General features: G+C 38.3%; 15 protein-coding genes and 1 tRNA gene. 10 read left to right on the plus strand and 6 right to left on the minus strand.

Translation table 11 applies throughout. The features are described from left to right. Positions 1-85: 85 nt before the first annotated feature. The 3 genes from CRO15_RS05300 to CRO15_RS05310 form a co-directional block, all read right to left on the minus strand. The gene (locus CRO15_RS05300) at positions 86-2,521 is read right to left on the minus strand and encodes a TonB-dependent receptor (protein ID WP_165769913.1); all 2,436 of its coding nucleotides are present in this window, start codon (positions 2,519-2,521) and stop codon (positions 86-88) included. Positions 2,522-2,824: 303 nt separating this feature from the next. Next, positions 2,825-4,138 carry an HTTM domain-containing protein gene (locus CRO15_RS05305; RefSeq protein WP_097044710.1) on the minus strand — a complete coding sequence of 438 codons (1,314 nt, stop codon included), beginning with the start codon at positions 4,136-4,138 and terminating at the stop codon, positions 2,825-2,827. A 1-nt stretch (position 4,139) separates the two neighbouring features. Beyond that, positions 4,140-5,069 carry a bifunctional riboflavin kinase/FAD synthetase gene (locus CRO15_RS05310; protein WP_097044711.1) on the minus strand — a complete coding sequence of 310 codons (930 nt, stop codon included), beginning with the start codon at positions 5,067-5,069 and terminating at the stop codon, positions 4,140-4,142. 182 nt (positions 5,070-5,251) lie between these two features. Here CRO15_RS05310 and CRO15_RS05315 point away from each other — a divergent pair, with 182 nt between their 5' ends. Both CRO15_RS05315 and CRO15_RS05320 read left to right on the plus strand, forming a co-directional pair. Then, positions 5,252-8,923 carry a reprolysin-like metallopeptidase gene (locus tag CRO15_RS05315; RefSeq protein ID WP_243396904.1) on the plus strand — a complete coding sequence of 1,224 codons (3,672 nt, stop codon included), beginning with the start codon at positions 5,252-5,254 and terminating at the stop codon, positions 8,921-8,923. Positions 8,924-8,925: 2 nt separating this feature from the next. After that, positions 8,926-9,609: a hypothetical protein gene (locus tag CRO15_RS05320; protein WP_097044713.1), complete on the plus strand. Its 684-nt coding sequence runs from the start codon at positions 8,926-8,928 to the stop codon at positions 9,607-9,609. A 1-nt stretch (position 9,610) separates the two neighbouring features. On the opposite strand, the gene pth is transcribed toward CRO15_RS05320, so the two are convergent. The 3 genes from pth to CRO15_RS05335 all read right to left on the minus strand — a co-directional run bounded on the left by pth (position 9,611) and on the right by CRO15_RS05335 (position 12,000). Next, positions 9,611-10,240 (minus strand): aminoacyl-tRNA hydrolase, encoded by a 630-nt coding sequence (gene pth / locus CRO15_RS05325; RefSeq protein WP_097044714.1) that lies wholly within the window; start codon positions 10,238-10,240, stop codon positions 9,611-9,613. A gap of 90 nt (positions 10,241-10,330) precedes the next feature. Beyond that, positions 10,331-10,975: a 50S ribosomal protein L25/general stress protein Ctc gene (locus tag CRO15_RS05330; protein ID WP_097044715.1), complete on the minus strand. Its 645-nt coding sequence runs from the start codon at positions 10,973-10,975 to the stop codon at positions 10,331-10,333. A gap of 83 nt (positions 10,976-11,058) precedes the next feature. Then, positions 11,059-12,000, minus strand: a complete 942-nt coding sequence (locus CRO15_RS05335; RefSeq protein ID WP_097044716.1) for a ribose-phosphate pyrophosphokinase — start codon at positions 11,998-12,000, stop codon at positions 11,059-11,061. A gap of 153 nt (positions 12,001-12,153) precedes the next feature. Between CRO15_RS05335 and CRO15_RS05340 the strand changes: the two genes are divergently transcribed. The 8 genes from CRO15_RS05340 to CRO15_RS05375 all read left to right on the plus strand — a co-directional run bounded on the left by CRO15_RS05340 (position 12,154) and on the right by CRO15_RS05375 (position 22,750). Beyond that, a tRNA-Leu gene (locus CRO15_RS05340) sits at positions 12,154-12,235 on the plus strand. 130 nt (positions 12,236-12,365) lie between these two features. Then, positions 12,366-12,716: a hypothetical protein gene (locus CRO15_RS05345; protein ID WP_097044717.1), complete on the plus strand. Its 351-nt coding sequence runs from the start codon at positions 12,366-12,368 to the stop codon at positions 12,714-12,716. A 331-nt stretch (positions 12,717-13,047) separates the two neighbouring features. Further along, the gene (locus CRO15_RS05350) at positions 13,048-13,737 is read left to right on the plus strand and encodes an ABC transporter ATP-binding protein (RefSeq protein ID WP_097044859.1); all 690 of its coding nucleotides are present in this window, start codon (positions 13,048-13,050) and stop codon (positions 13,735-13,737) included. A gap of 7 nt (positions 13,738-13,744) precedes the next feature. Further along, positions 13,745-16,246: a TonB-dependent siderophore receptor gene (locus tag CRO15_RS05355; RefSeq protein WP_097044718.1), complete on the plus strand. Its 2,502-nt coding sequence runs from the start codon at positions 13,745-13,747 to the stop codon at positions 16,244-16,246. A 64-nt stretch (positions 16,247-16,310) separates the two neighbouring features. Further along, positions 16,311-17,753, plus strand: a complete 1,443-nt coding sequence (locus CRO15_RS05360) for an ABC transporter permease (protein WP_097044719.1) — start codon at positions 16,311-16,313, stop codon at positions 17,751-17,753. Further along, entirely contained in the window at positions 17,750-19,099 is a 1,350-nt protein-coding gene (locus CRO15_RS05365) for a DUF3526 domain-containing protein (RefSeq protein WP_097044720.1), read from the plus strand. The genes CRO15_RS05360 and CRO15_RS05365 overlap by 4 nt, the downstream gene beginning before the upstream one ends. A gap of 103 nt (positions 19,100-19,202) precedes the next feature. Beyond that, positions 19,203-21,500 (plus strand): TonB-dependent receptor, encoded by a 2,298-nt coding sequence (locus tag CRO15_RS05370; RefSeq protein WP_097044721.1) that lies wholly within the window; start codon positions 19,203-19,205, stop codon positions 21,498-21,500. Positions 21,501-21,526: 26 nt separating this feature from the next. Beyond that, complete coding sequence (locus CRO15_RS05375; RefSeq protein WP_207763818.1) at positions 21,527-22,750, plus strand: DUF4374 domain-containing protein; 1,224 nt, start codon at positions 21,527-21,529, stop codon at positions 22,748-22,750.

Here is a 22,750-nt window from a genome sequence, read left to right on the forward strand (position 1 = left end):
AGTAACTAAGAAAGCTACAGCTGTTGTCATAGCAAAATAATGGCTTTATCAAAAAAGAATACAGAGAAGATAATCGCCTTTACTTTTATTGATTGACCTCATAGCTTTTTCTTACCACAATAGGTTGACCGGTTTCGGTAATTCCCTCCAAAACCAAATTTATTGAATTACTAGCTTCACTATTGTAGTAGGAAAGTTTTGCGGTTCCATTTTCATTAGGGTGGACATAGGGTTCCCAAAATATGGTATTTCTCAGATCTCTTTTATTAAAATCCAGTGTGGTCGGATCTCCATAATTAGGGGCATAAAACTTTCGGGCATTGTAGAACCCTTGAACCAATTGGCTTACGGTATAAGACTTCTTTTTAAAAGCCCGGTTTCGAGCACCGGGCTTGGTAAAAATCATAATTACACCATTTCCTCCTTGTTGCCCGTAGACTGCTCCACCCGGACCAGTAATGGCCTCAATGCGCTCTACATCATCGGGTACTATATCCCCCAATATATCAGAATCTATTTGAAGCCCGTCCATAAGAATCAAAGCAGGGTCATTAAACCTACTGAACCGAATGCTCTTTCCACTTTGAACGGTACCTGGAACTGCATATGGAATAAGTTGTAACAGTGACCTAAAACTCGGGGTGCGATCATCCAGAACTCTCACAATATCTGCGTTCCCTATAGAGTTAGTTTTTGGCTTCTTTTCTTCAACATTCCTTTTACTGGTAACTACCACTTCATCCAATTGATTGCCACTACTAACACCATAATTCATGTTTTTTTGAATTAATTGTTGTTTAAAAAGATTCCCTTCATCTAATGTGGTGAATGAGAAAAAAATATGGTCAATTGCTAAGGTGTCTTGACAAATAGGATATAACTCCAAATTTCCTGCATTCTCCTTTTTTTGGTTTTGACTATTCAATAAAAGGGAAGCATGTCCATTAAAGTTAATGGGGTCAAAGATAAAATCTCCAGTAGGGAGGGCATCCACGTCATTCATGAAAATATCACCTTCTTTGGTAAGGGCCATATTTATTTTATATTGATTTCTATTGTTTTTTCCGGTTCTTTTCACCTTCCCAGAGATTATAATACCTTTCTCAGCCTTATAATATTCTTTTGATATGGGTTCAGGAATACTCTTCCACAAAAAATCACGCCATCCCTGAGTCAATAATAACAAATCCATTTGTGCAAAACGTTTAGGATTGGAAACATCAAAATAGTTTCCCGGATTGAATATTTTTCCTTTAATATCAGACTCCATTAAAAAATACGAACAGATATTACTATTCAAAAGAGATTTGTTTGTCCCATTACTTTCTTTTACAACTAATGAAAAACTGGCCGGGATGATTTGTCCTTCAGTGGTTTTGGAAGTTACGGTCAAGTTCACTTTTTGCTTTGGCGTATAAGCTGTTTTATCAATGGACAGTGTTACTTTGGCACTTGGTTCCTTGTGAATATAAACAAGACGTTCACTGTGAGGTTTCATGGCCTCATCATATAATGTGATTTGCGTTATGCCTTCAGGAAAATCTTGAGCAGGCAACACAAAAGTCAGGTTTGGAGATTGTAGTGCTTGTGAACCTTCAAAATATGTAATGCCCCTAGTGGAAGCCACTAAGGTAAGTTGCTCTCTTGGGTTTTTCTCAAAAGTCTTTTTGTTTGTCTTTAGAGAGATATAATATTTACCCTTGCGTTCATTTATACCAAGAAGATACCCTTCTTCTAACACTTTAGGCAAAGCTTTTTTTATTTTGGTCGTATCGTTTTTTATTGAAAATTCTGCGAAAAGATTTTGTGGCTTCAACTCATTCAAAATAAAGATCCCCATCCCATTATGTAAACTCGAAAAGGTTGTTAAAAGATTTCCGTTTTCATCAAATATATTTCCATTGATTTCAATGGGATTTCCATATTGGTCAACCGACTTAAAAGCAATTTTTGATGTTACACCAGCCAATAAAGAACCTCCTTCGGGGAAAAACTGTAAGTCAACTTTATCTGTTGAAGCAAAAGATTTTTGTTTTGTGGCCAAATTTGGTTGCTGACCTACTCCTTTGTTGGGAACAGTTGCGCCTAAATCAACGACTTTAATTTCCTTTGTGAAAATAAAATCCTTGCCAAAATTTCGTGTCCAATTGGTGTAAGCCCTCAACTGATAGGTGCCGGCCTTAAAACCATCAAGCTCGGAAAGTGAAAAATCTCCGTTCCCCAGACCTTGGTCTAAACGTGTAATATTACGAGCTATTACTTTAGAGTCTGGGGAAATTAACTCAACATACAATACTTTACTATGATCTAAGATGGTATTCGAATATGCATAAGTAACATAGACTTTGTACCAAAGGTCTTCATTTATTGCATAATTGGAGCGATCTGTATGCAGATATACTTTTTCAATTATAGGGATTGAAGAATCCTCTAAGCTTTTTTTTTGTTGGGATATGGCAGAAAAACAAATAGAAAAGAGTAGTAATAAGTTAACAGAAATGGTTTTTGTAAATAGTTCCATAATTCTAAGGAAATTCATTGATGAAAGTGAAAAATATTTAGAAGCGTATCAAAATAATTGGTAAGAAGTTACATTTACAAGATCATCAATTTTCTTCTATATTCCAGTTAAATTTCTTCTTAATGCACCTTAATTTGTTATACTGTTTAAATGGATGGATTACATTGTGATTGCTGGGGAGGGGCCAAGTTTGAACCTAGCTTTTTGGGTAATGATTTAGTGCAAATTTATAGAAGATAAGTCCGGAGAAAAGAACTATTTTAACAAAGGGATGATTTTGATTTATTGTATGCTTTGGTAGACCTATTTTTTTGAAGGTCTTAACCACTCATTGTGAGAGAAATGTTTCCAGGGAACACGGGTCAGATCTACTGTTGGATCTATAAATTCATGGTATTTGCCTTTATTGACCCTTACTCTACTACTCACAAAAACTTGAATATCATGTCCTCTAGAAGCATAATCCTTTTTTAGATGTTGGGCAAACTGCCAAATAAAATCGGGATAACAAGCTACTCTGTTCCGCTGTTTTTGAGTGAGATAATCAGCTAAGTCAATTGTATTGCTTTGTCCAGTTTTCTTATTGAGAATTTTAAACTGTACTATGCCCGAACGACTTCTCAACATCATTCTCCAACTCAGCCGGTGGCCTTCCTCGGTCCATAGTACATCATCCTTTATTATATGATGTCTTAATGGTAGAAAAAATTGCATAATGAAATAGATCCCCAAAATGCCAAGTACCCAGTTTTTGTTTTTTGGTGGTTGAACAACACGATCAATAACAACTTCCTTTTGTTTTAAAAAAATGCTCCTTATGGTTTGCGGTGGAAAGAAGAATATTATAAAAGCTAAAGACAGATAGGGGAAAATGCCTATTTGAAACACGATGCTATTGAACAAATGGAAGAATATAGAGCATATGAATGCGATCTTGCGCGTAGGTTTCCAAAGTAAGGCCGGAACAATTAATAAATCGAAAAATATGCCAAAAAATGCTACTACTTTGTGCACCCATTTTTGTTGTAGAAAATCACCGATTAGGATATAATCGCTTTTGGGCTTCATTAAAAGTTCTATGATGCTGAAATCTAACCAATCTCCATACAATTTTGCCACAGAGGCATAGGTGTACACAATAAACAATTGTAAAATGATGATCCATCTAACCCAATTGTGCATGGAGTGTAAACGAAATTTTGGATTTTGAAGGGCATCCAATGAAAAATCTCGATTTGCAGGCAAAAAGGCCATAATGAATGCCAAGAGCATCAACAAATAATAATGGTTGTTGTATGATGTTTTTTGCATTAGGTAAACCCCTGTCCACATTAAAGCAAAGGCAAAAGCACTATACCTATACTTATACCCAACCGTAATCAGGAGCCCTAAAGTGCCCATTATGGCAAAATAAAGGTACATGCCACTTCCCGATAAGGGTTGTAGCCACTCAAAACCAATAAAAGAGAATGTGAATTTGGGTTCTACCAAAGTTTTCCGCACCCAACCGGTTACAATTGCGCCGTAGCATTCTGCAGCTACCAATAATCCATAAAACATCCTGAAAACAACAAGTTGGGCATTGTCTATTTTCTTATAGAGGAACTGGTTCAACATCTTACTTTGAAATTAGAACTAAGGACTGTTCCTTGTCTTTTTTTAGTTGTTCTTTTAATTCTTGAACCGAATCAAATTTATGTTCATCACGAATGCGATGTAAAATATCTATTTGCAATTTTTTATCATATAGATTACCGTCAAAGTCAAAAAAGTTGACTTCTATACTTCTTGTTGTACCTGAAACCGTGGGGTTAAATCCAATATTCATCATTCCAAAATATTCCCTGTCAGCTAGCTTGCTGTTCACCACATAAACTCCATTTTTGGGAATAAGTTTATATGTTTCCGTTATATGTAGATTTGCTGTTGGAAATCCAAATTGTTTACCAAGTCCCTTTCCTTTTTGAATGGTCCCGGTTAACATATATGGGTAGTTAAGATAATTGTTTGCTGTGGTAATATCTCCCTCTAATAGTGCATTCCTGATTTTTGTAGAACTCACGGAAACCTCATCAATTTCTTGAGCGGGAATTTCTTCCACATTAAAATCCAAGGTGTTGCCAAAGGCAATTAAATCTTGAATGTTAGCATTCCTGTTTCGGCCAAACCGATGGTCATAACCAATAATGATTTTTTTAGTTTTTAGACTGTTGACTAAAATATCGCGTACAAACTCGGTAGCAGAGAGCCGGGAAAAATCTTTGGTGAAAGGGTGTACAATCAGATAATCGAGACCCAAAGAATCCAAAATCTGTGTTTTTTCATCCAAAGTGTTGAGCAGTTTTATATCAGTGTCTTTTTGTAATACCATCCTTGGGTGAGGAAAAAAAGTAAGCACTGTGGACTTTAATCCTGTGCTTTTGGCATTATTTATGAGGCGTTCCAATATCTTTCTGTGGCCTAGATGCACTCCATCAAAAGTGCCAATGGTAACCGCAGTCTGAAAAGAAGTGTTGATGAACTTAGAGATACCTTGGATTGTTTCCACAAATAAAGAAAATAAAAAAAGGCTATTTTTGATTCTACTTATGCCCTATGCGTATGAAAGCTAAATTACATCTTGTTTTTTCAATATCCATATTTTTCACCTGCTTTTGTACATATGCACAACAAGGTTATTGGAAATCAATCCCAAAAAAATCCAACTTCAAGAGTGTTTCTATTGAAGATATGAACAAAGCCAAAGGAGTTTTCGGTTTGGACGAAGCAAAATTTTCCAAACAACTTAAATCCTTTTCAAGCTCTAAACAAGAAAAACAGGTCGTATACCTGCCAGCGCAGAATGGTCAAATAATTGCTTTTGATATTAGGGAAACCTCGGTGTTGCATCCAGATTTGGCAAAAAAATATCCAAACATAAAATCCTTTTCAGGATATAGTATAGATGGTCAATACAAGGTTAAGCTCAGTAGCTCTCATAAAGGCTTGCAAAGCATGATTGTGGATTTGAAAGGAGAGAAAACTGCGTTCATGGAGCAATTGTCCAATAAAAAAAACGCTTACGTTGTTTATGAAAAAGGGAAAGGTGCTGCCACAAAAGATGGGTTTGTCTGTAGTACCAAGAAATTACAACTGAGCTTGGATAAAAAACCAAAGCAAGGTGTGGGAAAAACTATCACCCCTTTGATAGATGACCAACTTTTACGCAAGTACCGGATAGCCGTTTCGGCAACAGGAGAGTACACAGATTTTCATGGCGGTACAGTTGCAGATGCACTTGCTGCAATTAATGCAACAATAACTAGAATAAATGAGGTCTTTGAGACAGATTTGGGGGTTACCCTAGAACTGGTTGCAAACAATGATCAGGTAATCTTTACCAATGCAAATACTGACCCATATAATGGAAATTTAAATGGACAGGTCCAAAGTACGTTGACATCAACTATTGGTGAAGCAAATTACGATGTGGGACATTTGTTCCATAAAGTAGCGACATCCGCTCAGAACAATGGAAATGCTGGGTTTATTGGGTCAGTTTGTGAAGACAATAAAAAAGGGAGTGCTTTTGCGTCTGCTGAGACTCCTCAAGGAGATGTGTTTGATATTGATTTTGTCGCCCATGAATTAGGGCATCAGTTTGGGGCCAATCATACTTGGTCTTTTGAATCTGAGGGAACTGGAGTGCAAGCAGAACCTGGAAGTGGAACCACCATTATGGGATATGCAGGTATTGTAGGGGCAAATAATGTTGCTCCTAATGGTGATGATTACTTTCACTATAACAGTATTCTACAAATTTCCAATTATATTAAGACCACTTCCTGTGCGCAAACAACACCGCTTACCAATGCGCTGCCTGTTTTAACGCCGATGGGAGATTATATAATTCCAAAAGAGACTGCCTTTGTTTTAACGGGTGAGGCTACAGATAGTGATGCGGGAGATGTGCTTACCTATACGTGGGAACAAATTGATGATGGGGTGGTTACAAATGGCAATTTTGGCTCGGAAAACCCAAGTGGTGCTAACTTTAGGTCCATGCCTCCAACAACTGACCCTGTTAGGTATTTTCCTAGATTATCACGTGTTGTTCAAGGTAGTTTAACTCAGACAGGCCCTGGAATTAATGATGCCTGGGAGACAATTTCCACAATAGAGCGAGATTTAAATTTTGCATTTACCGTTAGGGACAATGCAGTTGGAGGAGGACAAGTGGTTTCTGATGTGTTAAAGGTTGAAGTAATCAATTCTGCAGGCCCCTTTGTGGTTACTTCCCAAGCTTCCAGTGAGGTTTACGAAGGAGGAACAATCCAAGAGATTACTTGGGATGTTGCCAATACCAATAGTCTGCCCATCAATTGTAAAACAGTGGATGTTTTGTTGTCATTGGACGGAGGTGTTACCTTTCCTATTATCCTTGAAGAAAACACATTGAATGATGGAACCGAAGAAGTCCTAATGCCGGGGAATGCTACTACCGCAGCACGTATTATGATTAAGGCAAGTGACAATGTATTCTTTGCCGTTAATTCGTCTGATTTCACGATTCAGGAATCACAAGTGGTTTTAAGTTTTCAGAGTCTTTCTTTTGAGGTTTGTCAGCCAAATGACCTGATAATTCCTTTTACATATGAGACTTTTTCAGGGTTCAATGAAACCTCAACATTTTCCGCTAACCTACCTGCTGGTTTAACGGCATCTTTTGCTCCCACACAGGCAACAGTCAATAACACAGATGTGGATATGACCATTTCAAATACCAATGGTGTTGCTCCAGGGGTTTACACCGTTACGGTTACTTCATCCTCTACATCGGTAACAAAAAACGTTGATTTAACAGTGGCAATTCGTGATGGAAATTTCACTGATGTGGTATTGTTGAGTCCAACAAATGCTCAGGTAAATACACCTATAAACCCTTTGCTTAGCTGGCAGGCCAATGATTTGCATACGGATTTTGACGTAGAGATTGCCACTGATGTAGGGTTTTCGAATATCGTTGAATCGGCTTCCGGACCGTTAAATTTTTATCAAACAACCAATCTTAATCCACAAACGGAATATTTTTGGAGGTTGAGGCCTAAAAACAATTGCGGTACAGGAACATTTGGAACACCATTTAGTTTTACAACCATTCAAGAGGATTGCAAGAATTTGGAGCCAACTGGGCTACCTTTAGAAATCCCAACAAGTAATACATCTACCGTAACAACTTCTGTTCAAATTTTTGATGACCTCTCCGTTTCTGATGTCAACGTGACCCTGGAGTTGGCACATACATATCTTGCAGATCTTATAATTACTTTGATTTCCCCGTCTGGCACACGGGTAGCGTTGATATCTAATACCTGTGGAGAATTAAACAACATCAATACAGTTTTTGATGATGATGGGGTTGACCTTGTTTGCTCTGGAAATCCGGCTATATCTGGAACTGTGAAACCTTTAGGCTCGCTGGCATCTCTTATAGGAGAGTCCACTTTTGGGGAATGGAAGTTGGAAATTAAGGATACAGCCAATGGTGATGGGGGGTCTTTGACAGCTTTTTCACTGGAGGTGTGCGCGGAAGGAGCCTTTAGGCCAGATGATGACAATGATGGTGTTTTTGATGATGGAGATGATCTATGTTTGGGTACACCAAAAGGAGTTGAGGTTGATACAAGTGGTTGTCCAGTAAACAGATTTCCAGTCGATAATTTTTCAATAGCAGCGCAAAGCGAAACATGTAGGGATAATAACGATGGTTCTATTTCTATTACAGCTTCGGATACTTCAATAACCTATTCAGCAGTCCTAAATGGAAACGGGGCAACATTGAACATGGATTTTACCGATGCACACACATTTCAAACGCTGAGTGCCGGAAGCTATTCTTTGTGTATAACCGGTACTGATGGAGCCAATGACTATAAGGAAGTTTGTTTTAACATTGTGGTAACAGAGCCCGAAGTATTGTCCGCATCAGCCGTAGCTGATGGAAGTGTGTTAAGTGTGTCTTTAACTGGGGGTAGTTTGTATAACGTAGAGTTTAACGGTCTGGTTACACAAACAGATGGTTCAGAAATTCAGCTGGATTTAAAAGATGGAATCAACACGCTAAAGGTATCCACGAACTTACCATGTCAAGGGGTTTATGAAGAAACCTTTTTTAGCTCTTCTACACCTGTCTTATATCAAAATCAGGTTGATGTCAATAAAAAGAATGTATTTCTTAATGGGTTTGTTGGAGATGTAGAAATTCATGTTTTTTCTACAAATGGACAATTAGTACTAGAAACCTTGAAGCGGGTAAATGGAAACGATCTTGAATTGGATTTTTCAAGTTTCCCTACTGGGGTTTATTATATGAATATAAGTGGCTTAGGGATTAAAAAGGATTTTAAATTGATTAAGGAATAGAAATGAAGCGGTTTTTTTTATGTTTGGGGGTACTTGGTTTATTATGGTCCTGTGGTAGTGATGATCCACCACCCGCACCGGAAGGAGCAAATTTGATTTTCCCGGATCAAAACTCTGAATGTACTACTGGAGTAAATGTTAGTGAAACGCTGAGCCAGGTCACCTTTAGGTGGCAGGCCTCTATACATACTGATAGTTATACTTTGAATGTTGTAAACCTGGAAACTAATGTTCCGCAGACAATTTCAACTGCAGCTACCTCTGCCAGTCTGTCAATAGCCAAAGGAACACCATATTCATGGTCTGTTAATTCTGTTAACTCCCAATCCGATCAAACAGCTACGAGTGAGACATGGCTATTTTATAACTCCGGTTTCCAAACCACTTATGCACCTTTTCCAGCGCAATTGGTAAATCCAGTTTCCGGATCTACAGTACAGAAGAGCATTGCTAATGAGGTCGTTCTAAAGTGGATGGGCGCAGATGTTGAGAATGATATTACTTCTTTTGAAGTTTTCTTTTCAGATGAAAACCCACCTACCACTTCAATAGGCACAACAAACCCAGATACAATGGAGTTGAACGTTGGCGTTACATCCAATACTGTTTACTTTTGGAAAGTTATTACCACAGATCAGGAAGGCAATACTTCAGACTCTGGCCTTTTTGAGTTTAAGGTATTCTAGGCTAAGTGCCGTTAAACTGGTTCATAGTATTCTTTATACCAGAGAACACAAAAGAACGAATAACATGGGTTGATTTTTGTAAACGCTCCTTTAGTTTTTGAACTTCATCGTCGCTCCATTTGCCTAACACATAGTCCACTTGTTTTCCTTTACTGAATTCTGAACCAACTCCAAACCTAAACCGGTTATATTTTGAAGTTTGTAGAGTGTTCTGAATATCTTTTAGTCCGTTATGGCCGCCGTCGCTGCCCTTGGTTTTAACTCGCAGAGTGCCAAAAGGAAGATTGATGTCATCAGTGATTACAAGAACATTTTCCAAAGGAATTTTTTCTTTTTCTATCCAATACCTCACCGCTTTTCCGCTTAGGTTCATATATGTGGATGGCTTAAGACATAGAATACTCTTGCCCTTATATTTAAAAGTGGCCACGGACCCTAGTTTGGCCCCTTCAAAAACGAAGGCTTCTTCATCGGCTAAAAAATCCAAAATCTTGAAACCAATATTATGTCTTGTTTCTTCATATTCCATTCCTATGTTTCCAAGACCTACAATGAGGAATTTTTTCATGGTGTCCGTTTCTGGCAGTAGCTGTTTTGAATTGCTGAAAAGTGCTTTGATAAACTGGAACATTGGCAAGCTTCCATTTGTTCAAAAATACAAAAGCATCCCAAACTTAATGTATTCAAAAAGTTGGGATGCCTTGAAAAAATTCTATTAAAACTATTCAGTAGCCTCAGCTGCCGGAGCTTCAGCACCTTCTGCTGCTGCCTCAGTACCTTCTGCACCTTCAGTTTCTTCTTCTTCCTCATCATCAACAGATGTTCTAGAAGCTTTCACCTGAACAACAGCAGTGCTGTCAGGATGAAGAATAGCATAGTCATCGTTTAAAAGTGTTTCCACCGCAATGGTTCCACCAATTCTTAGCTTTGAAATATCAATAGTGATAAAATCAGGCAATAAGTCTGGCAATGCCTTGATAGCAAGCTTTCTTTTTCTGAAAAGTAGACGTCCACCGTTTCTAACACCAGGCGAATTTCCTTCCAAACGAATAGGAATATTCATGGTAACAGGCTTGTCTTTGAACAACTGGTAGAAATCGATATGCAAAATCTTGTCTGATACAGGGTGAAATTGAATGTCCTGTAATACAGCTTCAAACGTTTGGCCGTCTTCCAACTCAATCACAACAGTGTGTGCGTTGGGAGTGTACACCAAATGTCTGAATGCTAGTTCATCAGCTGAAAAGTGCATTGGTTTATCCCCTCCGTACAGCACGCAAGGGACCTTTCCAGCATTACGTAAGGCTTTGGTAGATACCTTGCCCACGCTTTCTCTTTGGGATCCTTTGATAGTAATTGACTTCATAACTTTTGTTAATCTATATAATATTTAATTTATTCTACACATTTTCGAAGTGCCAAGCTTGTCAGCCTGAGCGTAGTCGAAGGCTACATTAAAAATTTAGATGATATGGATGTGTTATGATGAACCCTTTGCATAACGTCTGCAAAAAGGTCCGCACAGCCCAATACCTTTATTTTTTTTCTATCCAGCTCTACAGGTATCGAATCTGTTACGATAAGCTCCGTTAGCTTTGATTTTTCTATTCTTTCATAGGCATTTCCAGACAGCAGCCCATGTGTTGTGATTGCTCTTACACTTAGAGCTCCACGTTCCATCATTAAATCGGCGGCCTTTGTCAAAGTACCCGCCGTATCTACCATGTCATCTACAAGAACCACATTTTTTCCTTTTACTTCGCCAATCAGTTCCATATGTGAAATTACATTGGCCTTAGCACGTTGCTTATAGCAAATAACCACATCACTTTCCAATGCTTTGGAATAAGCGTAGGCTCTTTTTGACCCTCCCATATCTGGTGATGCAATACAGAGATTGTCCAGATTCAGGTTTTTTACATAAGGTAAAAACAAGGTAGAGGCAAAAAGATGGTCTACTGGCTTTTCAAAAAATCCTTGAATTTGATCAGCGTGCAAATCCATGGTAATAATTCGTGTTGCTCCAGCGGTTTCCAACATTTTTGCAACAAGTTTTGCGGCTATAGGAACTCTAGGCTTGTCCTTTCTATCCTGTCTTGCCCATCCAAAATAGGGCATAACGGCTGTAATGTGTCTTGCAGATGCTCTTTTAGCAGCATCCAACATCAACAACATTTCCATTAAGTTCTCTGAACTTGGATTGGTAGATCCAATGATAAAAATACGTGCACCTCTTATGGATTCTTCAAAAGAAGGTTGAAATTCACCATCACTATATCTAGAAAATTTGACCTTCCCAAGTTTTGCTCCATAGGAAGCTGCTATTTTCTCGCCGAGGGCGGTACTTTGCGTACATGCAAAAATCTTAGGTTCTGGAACTTGGTATGCCATTGCAAACTCTTGTTAACTAGCTTTTTAAAGCTCTTTCTGATAAAAGAGGTGCAAATTTAAAAATTAATTTGGGTTGCTAAAGGATTAATCAAGGTATTTTTTGGTGGTAAATGAAATTATTTTTTAGCTTTGCAGTCCTTTTAAAAATTTAATGCTCGAGTGGCGGAACTGGTAGACGCGCTGGATTCAAAATCCAGTTCTTTCGGGAGTGTGGGTTCGATTCCCACCTCGAGTACTTCAAGGAAAAAGCCAAGATTTTAAATCTTGGCTTTTTTTGTTTGGGTTTTGACATATTTGTTAAACCTTGTTTATAGCTACATATATAGGGGTTTGGGTATAGTTGAGAACGTCAATTTCCATTTTTTATGTATTTATTAATACTTTTTTTGGTGGAATTTGGTAAATTCATCGCCGTGAAAATAGGTCGTATAAAAAACTTTGTTGCTTATACTTTTGCTATTGCTTTTCTTTTATTGAAAGTAGCAGGCCTGCACGTATTTACCCATGATCAGGACAATGTTGAACATTGTGAGGTTTGCGACCTTGTTTCCATCAGTAACTTTACACCGTTGGTCAATGATGTTGCTGAGAGTCCCATAATTGGTGAAGTTTGTTTTTATGCCGATGTTGTAATAAGCCGCTATAGTTTCACTTATAGCAAAACCACGCACATCACTTGTCTATTTTCAAGACCTCCTCCTTCTTCTTTAGTTTAGTCATTTCTATTTCATTCAAATTGCTATTCGGTTGTTAAACCTGTATTATGGTTGTTGAGCTCCATATGGAGTGCCAACTCCTCTTTAATTAAGGGTTTATCAATTCTGCGAAGATTTTATCGTGAGAAACAGTGCTAGCCGCATATCAATTACTCATTTGATGGCATTTTGTAATTCAGAAATTTCATAGACTACACTTTATCCCTTTAACAAACCGTCATACCCCACTGGGGTTATATGTTTTCCTAATGGAATGCAATGCAATGGCTGCCTGTTTGCACCCAAGATGATGGTGAAATTCAAGCTATTTAATCACCCAAAAGCATACAATATGCTCAAAGCAATAAACCTATCCAAAGCGTACAACGGAAAAAAGGCGCTCAATGATATCTCTTTTCATGTAGAACAAGGAGAAATATTTTGTCTGCTCGGACAAAATGGCGCAGGAAAAACCACGACCATAAATTTATTTCTTGGCTTTATAAAGCCTGATGGTGGGAGCGCATTTATCAATGATGAGGAAATTAATAATTCTGCCCTGAACCAAAAAGTGGCCTATATCCCAGAAATAGTGCAGCTCTACGGCAATTTATCTGGAGTTGAAAACCTTGATTTTTTTAGTCGTCTGGCCGGATTCACCTATTCAAAAGACGAATTATCGGAGTTCTTGTCCCAGGCTGGGCTGCAAGCCGAAGCACACTATCTGAGTCTATCATCATACTCCAAAGGAATGAGGCAAAAAGTTGGTATTGCCGTGGCCATAGCCAAAAATGCCGATGTCATTTTTATGGACGAACCTACTTCTGGACTTGACCCCAAGGCTACAGCAGAATTTACAAGTATCTGTAAAAATCTGGTAGCAGCAGGAAAGACCATCTTTATGGCTACCCATGATATTTTCAATGCCGTAAATGTGGGTACTTCCATTGGAATTATGAAAGAAGGCTCCCTTGTTCAGCAAATCCAAACAAAAAATATCAATGCTGAACAATTAAAACAACTGTATTTAGAAACTATATAAAACACCAATGAAAAAACAATACTTAGTTATCATGTTGACTCTTATCTGTCAACAGATATTTTCCCAAATAAATGTAACAGGTAAAATAGTGGACCATGAGCAAAATCCTGTTTTGGGAGGTACTATCTCATATTATAACAATAATGAAAAAGGAGGGGCTGTTTCCAATGAGGAAGGTATGTTTAACCTTGCTTTGAGCCAAACGGGAACCTATACCATTAAAATAAGCTTTGTGGGATATGCCTCCAATACCAAGACATACGATTTTCTTGAGAACAAATCGTATGACCTTGGAGCCATCGTATTACAAGAAAACGTACAACAACTTCAATCTGTAGAAGTTGTAGGACGAGTAAAACGTGATTATAATAGTGATTATTCCTTTTCTGCCACCAAAGTGGCCATTTCAAACAAAGAGTTGCCACAGGCCATATCCTCTGTAACCAAGGAACTGATTTCAGATAGGCAGGCATTTCAATTGGCCGATGCGGTAAAAGTGGTGAGCGGTGTTACGCCCTCGAGTGTTTATAATCAATACAATATCAGGGGAATCAGTCAAAATGAGGAAGGCCAGCTCATAAATGGTTTGCGTACCCGACAATATTATTTTTTACAGCCTTTGACCGCCAATATAGAAAGGGTTGAAGTCATAAAAGGACCTGCAAGTGCAACTTTTGCCAGTGTGGATCCAGGCGGAAGTATCAATATGGTCACCAAAAAGCCATTGACAGAAGATAGGAAGGAAGTAAGCTTGAGTGTTGGAAGTTTTAGCACCATAAGGGGCACCTTGGATTTTACCGGTCCGCTCAATGAATCAAAAACATTATTATACCGTGTTAATGGAGCTTACCAAGAAGCACGTTCGTACAGGGATTTGATAGGGAATAAATCAGTTTTAATATCCCCCTCGTTCAGTTATATCCCTAATAATAAGACTGCCATCAATGCTGAATTGATCTTCAATAATATGAACGGAAATTTGGATCGTGGTCAACCCATTTTTGGAGCTGTAGATGGAGAGACAAATCTGAACAGCACCCCGATTGGTACAAATCTGGGAGCCACCAACGACTTTTTCAAATCGAAGGAGGTGATTATCACAGGAAGTATCTCCCATAAGTTTAGTCCAGGTATTACGTTCAACACATCCTATATGAAACAGACCTGGACGGAAGATCTTCAGGAGCATCGGACCACAAATGCATTTGCCGTGGATATTACTGGTGCGCCGGTAACCAGTTTGGCGGCCATGCGATTTATTCAGCGAAAGCAGTTCTGGAACATAGATAATATCAACAGTTATTTCAACTTCGATTTTAAAACAGGAGCATTGGGCCACAAATTGTTGGTGGGCTATGATCTTCATTATTGGGAAAAACAAAAAGGTGGGGGGCAAAACTCTGCACGGGGGTATCTACTGAACGACGGTAGCGTTATCAGAAATTTTGATCCTGATAATGCCTCCAATTATCAGACCATAACCTATGGAGACCTTACGTTGCCAAAACCCAATGTCAATCATTTTGATTTGGCAAACCCATCATACACCATACGTAATATACAAGACTATACCATCAATTCACGAATCGCGGTTCCCTCGGCTCTTACCACCAGTAATGCCGTTTATATTCAGGACCAGGTAAAATGGAACAGGTTTATGCTACTATTGGGAGTGCGCCATGAGTGGTTTAAGGACATTACCAATTATGAAGCGCCCAATGAGTCTTCTTTCACAAATGAAAGACTTATTCCAAGGATTGGATTGACATATTCCATCAGTAAAAGCATAAATATATACGGTACTTATTTGGAAGGTTTTCAGCCACAGTCGAATACTGTCACCTTAATGCCAAGTACAGGACAGTTTTTTTGGGCCGATGAATCTCCAGCCCGTTTTAAACCCCTTATTTCAGATTTAAAGGAAATAGGAATGAAAACCGACTTTTTCAATAAAAGGATAACAATGAACATGGCTGTGTATGAAATCAACCAGAAGAATATTTTGATGAGTGCCAATGATCCTTCGCAACCAGATTTGTTGATCCAGCGGGGAGCTGATCGCAGTCGTGGGTTTGAATGTGATATAGCTGGTTATGTATTGCCCAATTGGCAGGTAAACGCCTCTTACAGTTTTATTGATGCCAAAATTGTGAACGATGCTGATCTTGCTTTAATAGGAGCAAGAAAAGAGAACACCCCAAAACAGAGTGCAAACCTTTGGACACGATACAATTTTGATAGCGCTTCCAAATTAAGGGATTTGGGTGTCGGTCTTGGTGTACAGCATCAAGGAAACAAAATCCCATGGTTTACCCGTGCGTTTGAAGTTCCAGCGTTTACCGTTTTTGATGCTGCGTTTTACTACACTCCAACAAATAGCAATCTGCAATTGGCTGTAAATGTAAACAATGTGTTCAACACAACTTATTGGCTAGGTGCTCAAAGCTATCAGCGTTTGTTTCCCGGAGCACCAAGAAATGCAACCCTTACCCTAAACTATAAGTTTTGAAAATATATAACTCACAAATGTTGGCAAGGTTTACTCCTTGTCAACATTAAAAAAACAACAAAAAATGGGTAAAGAAATACAAATAGCAAAGCTTTTTTGGAAAGCGGCCTTTAAGAACAAGGGCATCTTTCTACTTATATTTTTCATGGGGCTATTATTGGCTTATGCAGCTTATTCTGGAAAAAAGAATTTTGAGACCCAAAACCAAATACGGGACAAATATCAAAAAGAAGCAAGAAAAGATTGGGTAAACAATCCGGATAAACACCCGCACAGAATGGCACATTATGGGCATTTTGCCTTTAGGCCCAAAGCACCTTTGAGTGTTTTTGATTTTGGTATGGAAAGTTTTTTTGGAAATACCATCTTTTTGGAGGCCCATAAGCAAAATACCGTGAATTTTTCTGAGGCCAGTTTCTCTACGGGTATGTTGCGTTTTGGAGAAATCAGCATTGCCATGATATTGCAGGTCCTATTGCCCTTGTTAATATTTTTCTTGGGGTTTGCAGCCATTGCCGCCGAACGGCAAAACGGAACCTTAAAAATGCTACTGATTCAGGGCGTTAAGTGGCGAACCTTGATTTTGGGCAAAAGCCTTGGAATTTTGGCCGTGGTCATGACTCTTTTTATTCCCATTGTTCTTGCTACGATTTTTCTTTTTTCAGGACTTCAAGACATGAACACTTCTGCGGATGAGTTTCTTAGGTTGTTATTCATCGTTCTGTGTTATTTTATATATCTGGTAATCTTTTGTGTAATCGCAGTATTGATTTCTGCCATTAGCAAAACTCCTAAGGCTGCATTGATTTCCCTGATCGGTTTATGGCTTTTGTTGATTGTTGTCTTGCCAAGAATCTCCCAGGCATTGGGCGCAAGTATTTATTCCATTCCCAGCAAAGCAAAATTTGAATCTGCCATAGGTGATGCCATCATGAAAGTAGGTGATAGCCATAATCCGGACGATCCCTATTACAAAGCTTTAAAAGATTCTTTGTTGGAGGCCCACCAAGTTGATTCTGTAAAGGAATTACCCTTTAACTATAGCGGATATCAAATGCGGGAAGGTGAAAAAATCAGCACGGAGATTTACAATCAGCATTACGATCAACTGCTCAATATCTATGAAAAACAAAATGGTTTTTCTAAAATGATGTCCTTCCTGAATCCGTTCATGGCAATCAAAAATGTGTCGATGGCACTTTCGGGCACAGATTTTTCCGCTTTCATGGATTTTCAAAAACAAGCTGAAGACTACAGGTACAATTTGGCCCAGGAAATGAACGAGCTTCAAATAAAGCACATAAGTAATGAGGCCAAAAGCTCTTCGGATAAAAACCACATTCTTGATAATGATCATTGGGAAGAAGTTGAAGAATTCGAGTACAAACCCTCCACCATTTCCCAGACCTTCAAAAACGAATGGATATCCTTTGTGGCCTTTTTGTTCTGGACAGGCTTTTTAGCCTTCCTTATCCATAAACTTTCTAAAACCCTCAAGGCAATATGATACGTTTGGCATTTTACAATTTTATACGATCCAATAATGTAAGAATAGGATTGTTGTTTCTTCTGCTAACTGGAGTTATCAGTCTTTTTATAGGAAAGCAGTTTGTTGAAAAACAGAAGCAGGATATCATTGATACGAGCATTTATCAAAAAGAGTTCATTGAACATTATGTAGAATTCAAGAAAGATGATTTGGGACTTTTGCTATACTACCTAAAGTTCGCATTAGTTAATGAGACCCTACCTATCAGTGGCCTGTCCATTGGGCAGCGAGACGTTAACCCTCAAATAAAAAGTGTTACGATCAGAGGGCTTGAAGGGCAAAAACATGATACTGACCTTAATAACCCCAACAATTTATTACTGGGCAACCTTGATTTCAGTTTTGTGCTGATTTTTTTGTTCCCCCTTTTGATCATTGCTTTCACTTTCAATATTATTTCTGAAGAAAAAGAATCCGGTACCTGGCGTATTGTATCTGTCCAAAGCAAGTCCCTGTCAAAATTAATCCTCCAACTGTTCAGCATTAGACTGGTGCTTATATTGACTGTTTTGCTGTTGATACTTTTTTTGGCTATCCCTATTTTGGATATTCCCTTGAATGTTAAGTTTGGGGCATTTTCAGCGATTTCCATTGGTTATATACTGGTATGGTTTGGAATATGTTTTTGGGTGGTTTCACTACAAAAAAACAGTAGCTTCAATGCTGTTGTCTTACTTTCTGTTTGGATTTTGCTCATCATTGTCCTGCCTGCTGCTGTAAACAACTATCTAACCAATAAATATCCTGTTCCTGAAGCATTGGAAATGACCTTGGAGCAAAGAAAGGGCTATCATGAAAAATGGGATAAGCCCAAAGAGGCAACTATGGACAAATTTTTTGCCCACTACCCGCAATACGAAAAATATCCTGTTCCTGAAGATTCGTTTAGCTGGCTTTGGTATTATGCTATGCAACAAATGGGTGATGACGAATCGTTGGATTCCAACAGAGAAATGAAAGAAAAAATAGCACTGAGACAAAAGGAAAGTGCGGCCATATCTCTGGTTATACCTACCATGCATGCCCAATTGACGCTTAATCAGGTAGCACACACCGACTTGGGCAACAACATGCAATTTCTGAACAACCTGGATGCTTTCCATGAAAATCTGAGGCTCTATTTCTATCCTAAAATATTTGAGGGTCATCCAGTTGAAAATGAGGATTGGAGCAAGTTCACGCCAGAGTATGCTTCAATGTCACAACCTGTGAATTGGAAGAAATCATTGTTGCCATTACTGTTCGCAACCTTATTGCTTTCGGTTATGGGTTTGTTGAACATTAGGAAAATAAGAAGGCTATAAACACTCATCGTTAAAAATGATCGTACCTGTAAAATATCGAAATTATATCCAAGCTATAACTTCTATCGAATACTCGAATAAATATGTATGCCTTTTTGTGTTTATGTTATCCTTTTGTGGTTTTGCACAGGAAACCTCTTTATCTGGAAAGGTGGTCGATATAGATGGTACACCATTGGCCGGAGCACATATTAGTATAGAAGCATTTAAAAAAAGTGCTACAGATTTATCTGGAAATTTTAAAATGACTGGGCTACCAGTTGGTAATCATTCTGTGAAAATTTCCTTTTTGGGATACAAATCTCTACACAAAAAAATTGTGCTGGAAAAAGGAAGCCCCTTAAAACTAACCTTTATAATGCAAGAGGAAACGGCAACGTTGGATGATGTTACCATAACTGGAAAATCCAAAGAGCAGAAACTCAGGGAAAGTGTTGCCAGTGTTGCTGTACTGAATACCAAAGAACTATACACCCAAAACAACAATACAAGTGACGTCATTAAACAGATATCTGGTGTAAATGTTCGACAGACTGGAGGCTTTGGAAGTAGTGCAGAGGTCTTTATCAATGGAATGTCAGGTAAACAGGTTAAATTTTTCTTAGATGGTGTTCCCCTATCATATTATGGCTCTGGGTTGGGGCTCAACGTAATTCCCGTAAACCTTATGGAACAGATTGAGGTTTATAAAGGCGTTGTTCCCGTTGATCTAGGAGCCGATGCGTTGGGGGGAGGCATCAATATTATTCCCAGAAAAAGCTATTCGGATTATTTGGATATTTCCTATTCTTTGGGGTCCTTCAATACCCATAAGGCCAATATAAATGGACAATATGTGAACCCTAAGAACAATACGTTACTGGGCATTAATTCATTTTATAACCATTCGGATAACAATTACAAGGTTGATGTAGAAATACCTGATGAATTTGGCAACCCTAACCCAGCCACAGTAAAACGGTTTCATGATAAGTTTTCCAATTATCTATTGAGTTTGTATACAGGAGTCTACAACAAATCTTATGCGGACAGGTTGTTCATAAGCGTAAGATATTCCGGACTTGATGATGAAGTACAGCACAACGCAATTATGGCACAACCTTATGGAGAAGTTACCTATGATGAAAATACACTGGGTTTTTCGGTAACCTATGAAAAAAGGGAGGTCGTACCTAACACCGGAATAAAATGGTATGGTGGCGTAAATAAAACTAAAGGACATTTTAAGGATATAAGCTTAAATGCGTATACCTGGGATGGTAAAGTTTACGATACCAGACCTTCTGGAGGTGAGATATCTTCCTCTAGAAATTTATTGGATCTAACCTCTAAAAATGCCGTTAGTAGGTTGAACATAAAATATGCCCCTTGGGAAAATGGAAAATTCACCCTTAACATATTCACTTCTTGGTTTCATAGAACAGGAAAAGACCCTTTAGCTGCCGAGTTTTATGGCGAAGACTATTATGCCAACCCTACTGAACTTTTTAAAAATGCAGTAGGACTGGCATATGAGCATACCTTTAAGGATAAAATAACAAGTTACACGGCTGTAAAGCATTTTATGTTGGATGCTGAAGGATATGCCATTGAAAATCTCAATTTTTTGCCCAACAAGCAATCCGCTTCCAATTTTGGGGTTTCACAATCTTTTAAATACCAAATAGCGGAAAACATATTAGCAAAAGCATCTTATGAGTATGCCACACGTTTGCCGGATGAATTTGAGTTGTTCGGTGATTTCACCTTGGTAAGGCCCAATCCGTTTTTAAGACCCGAGCAAAGTCATAATGCCAATTTGGGGATACAGTGGAATACTGCAAAACTAAAATTGGGACTTCACACATTCTATAGACTTACTGATAATGTCATCTGGTTAAAAACCTCTCAATTTTTTGCGCAATATCAAAATTTGTTAAAGTCGCTCACCAAAGGCGTTGAAGCAGAGCTGGCATACCAACCCTATGATTTTTTAAACTTGAAACTCAATGCTACTTATCAAGATTTAAGAAACCGTTCTCCAAAAAATATAACGGGAGCAGTGGACAACCGATATTTTAATGCGCGTTTGCCCAACATTCCCTATTTGTTTGGAAATGCAGAAATCCGCTATCAAAAAGAAGAGTTTTTAGGAGGTAAAAACAAATTTTCAGCTTGGTGGGCCTCCAATTATGTGCACGAATACTTCCTTTTTTGGGATGTGGATGGCAACAAGGATTTTAAAAATGTCATTCCATCACAATTCATACAAAACGTCGGTGTTTCGTATGCATTTCCCAAGAACAAATTTTCGGTAAGTCTGGAAGCAACCAATGTTTTTGATGAAAAAGCATTCGACAATTTTAGCGTACAACGCCCTGGAAGGGCATTTTACATAACCCTCAGAACCTTTTTAAAATAAATCATAACAAATAAATACAGATTAAAATGAAGAACAAAATGAAAATATCCGTATCAAATACTTTAAAAGGCTTATGTCTGGTCCTATTAACTGCAGGCATTATGGCGAGTTGCAGCAGTGATAATTCTCCTGCGGATAATCCAACCCCTGTAGAGAAAAACATTACATATGGTCTGGCCACTGTAAGTGGGGCATGGCCCAATACCACCACCTATTTGCAAGGATTTGAAAATCTTGATTTTACAACTGTAGGAAACGACAAGGCCAAAGAACTTACCGGTACAGCCAGTGTTGTTTCTGAAGGCAAATATCTATATGCCAAACCTTTTGGTGCACCTGCAAATTTGGTGAAATATAAGTTTGATGAAAATGGACTTGCTCAGGAAGACAACAAAATTGTAGTGCCGGGGGCCAATGTCTTTAGTTCCATTCATTTTAAAAGTGAAACTGTAGCCTATGCCACTGTTGCAGGAGGAATTTCAAAACTCATAGTGTTTGACCCAACCACAATGCGTATTGAAGATGAGATTTCCCTTAAAGATATTACGGACAAGTTTCCTGAAGCTACTAGAACCTACTATCAAGATATGGTTGAGCGTGACAATAAACTGTTTATGAGTGTTTATTACGAGAATAATTTTATACCGGTAAACGATTATGCTTATGTAGCCATTATTGACCTTGCAACCAACAAAGTAGAGAAAGTAATTGAAGACCAGCGAACTGGGATGCTTTTTGGAGGACCAACCTCCAATGCAGGAATGATTAAAACCACAAATGGAGATATTTATATTCAGGCAAAAGGAACATCTGACAACGGAGGTAATGCTCCTAGTGGAATTCTACGTATTAAAAATGGGACTACAGAATTTGATGCCGATTACTTTTTTGACCTGAACACGGCAACGGGAAACATCTGTTATGGAATCTATCAAGTAAATGGAAAAACCTTTACTACAAAGGTTGAAGATGAAACTGATTTTTGGGAATATAAGACAGGTAATCCTCAGTTCAAATATTTTGAAATCAATCTAGAAAGTAAAACAAGTTCAGGAGCAGTGCCTGGGTTGCCTACAACTTATGGCACCAGAAATATGAGCATTACTCCGCTCAACGACAGTGAAATTGCAATGACCATCGCCACAAATGATGAAAACGTATTGTATAAGCTTAACACAGACTCCAATAATCTTGACAAGGTGTTCACATCAACAGGAGGTTATATTTCTGGATTCAAAAATTTGAAATAA

The sequence above is a fragment of the Flagellimonas pacifica genome (assembly GCF_900215465.1).
GTDB classification, from domain to species: Bacteria; Bacteroidota; Bacteroidia; order Flavobacteriales; family Flavobacteriaceae; genus Flagellimonas; species Flagellimonas pacifica.

What these genes read in the sequence shown, in the direction of transcription:
- CRO15_RS05320 (WP_097044713.1), top strand. Translation starts at nt 8,926, where the DNA reads ATGAAGCGGTTTTTTTTATGTTTGGGGGTACTTGGTTTATTATGGTCC.
- CRO15_RS05345 (WP_097044717.1), top strand. Translation starts at nt 12,366, where the DNA reads ATGTATTTATTAATACTTTTTTTGGTGGAATTTGGTAAATTCATCGCC.
- CRO15_RS05370 (WP_097044721.1), top strand. Translation starts at nt 19,203, where the DNA reads ATGTTATCCTTTTGTGGTTTTGCACAGGAAACCTCTTTATCTGGAAAG.
- CRO15_RS05360 (WP_097044719.1), top strand. Translation starts at nt 16,311, where the DNA reads ATGGGTAAAGAAATACAAATAGCAAAGCTTTTTTGGAAAGCGGCCTTT.
- CRO15_RS05330 (WP_097044715.1), bottom strand. Translation starts at nt 10,975, where the DNA reads ATGAAGTCAATTACTATCAAAGGATCCCAAAGAGAAAGCGTGGGCAAG.
- CRO15_RS05300 (WP_165769913.1), bottom strand. Translation starts at nt 2,521, where the DNA reads ATGGAACTATTTACAAAAACCATTTCTGTTAACTTATTACTACTCTTT.
- pth (WP_097044714.1), bottom strand. Translation starts at nt 10,240, where the DNA reads ATGTTCCAGTTTATCAAAGCACTTTTCAGCAATTCAAAACAGCTACTG.
- CRO15_RS05335 (WP_097044716.1), bottom strand. Translation starts at nt 12,000, where the DNA reads ATGGCATACCAAGTTCCAGAACCTAAGATTTTTGCATGTACGCAAAGT.
- CRO15_RS05375 (WP_207763818.1), top strand. Translation starts at nt 21,527, where the DNA reads ATGAAGAACAAAATGAAAATATCCGTATCAAATACTTTAAAAGGCTTA.
- CRO15_RS05365 (WP_097044720.1), top strand. Translation starts at nt 17,750, where the DNA reads ATGATACGTTTGGCATTTTACAATTTTATACGATCCAATAATGTAAGA.
- CRO15_RS05350 (WP_097044859.1), top strand. Translation starts at nt 13,048, where the DNA reads ATGCTCAAAGCAATAAACCTATCCAAAGCGTACAACGGAAAAAAGGCG.
- CRO15_RS05315 (WP_243396904.1), top strand. Translation starts at nt 5,252, where the DNA reads ATGAACAAAGCCAAAGGAGTTTTCGGTTTGGACGAAGCAAAATTTTCC.
- CRO15_RS05355 (WP_097044718.1), top strand. Translation starts at nt 13,745, where the DNA reads ATGAAAAAACAATACTTAGTTATCATGTTGACTCTTATCTGTCAACAG.
- CRO15_RS05305 (WP_097044710.1), bottom strand. Translation starts at nt 4,138, where the DNA reads ATGTTGAACCAGTTCCTCTATAAGAAAATAGACAATGCCCAACTTGTT.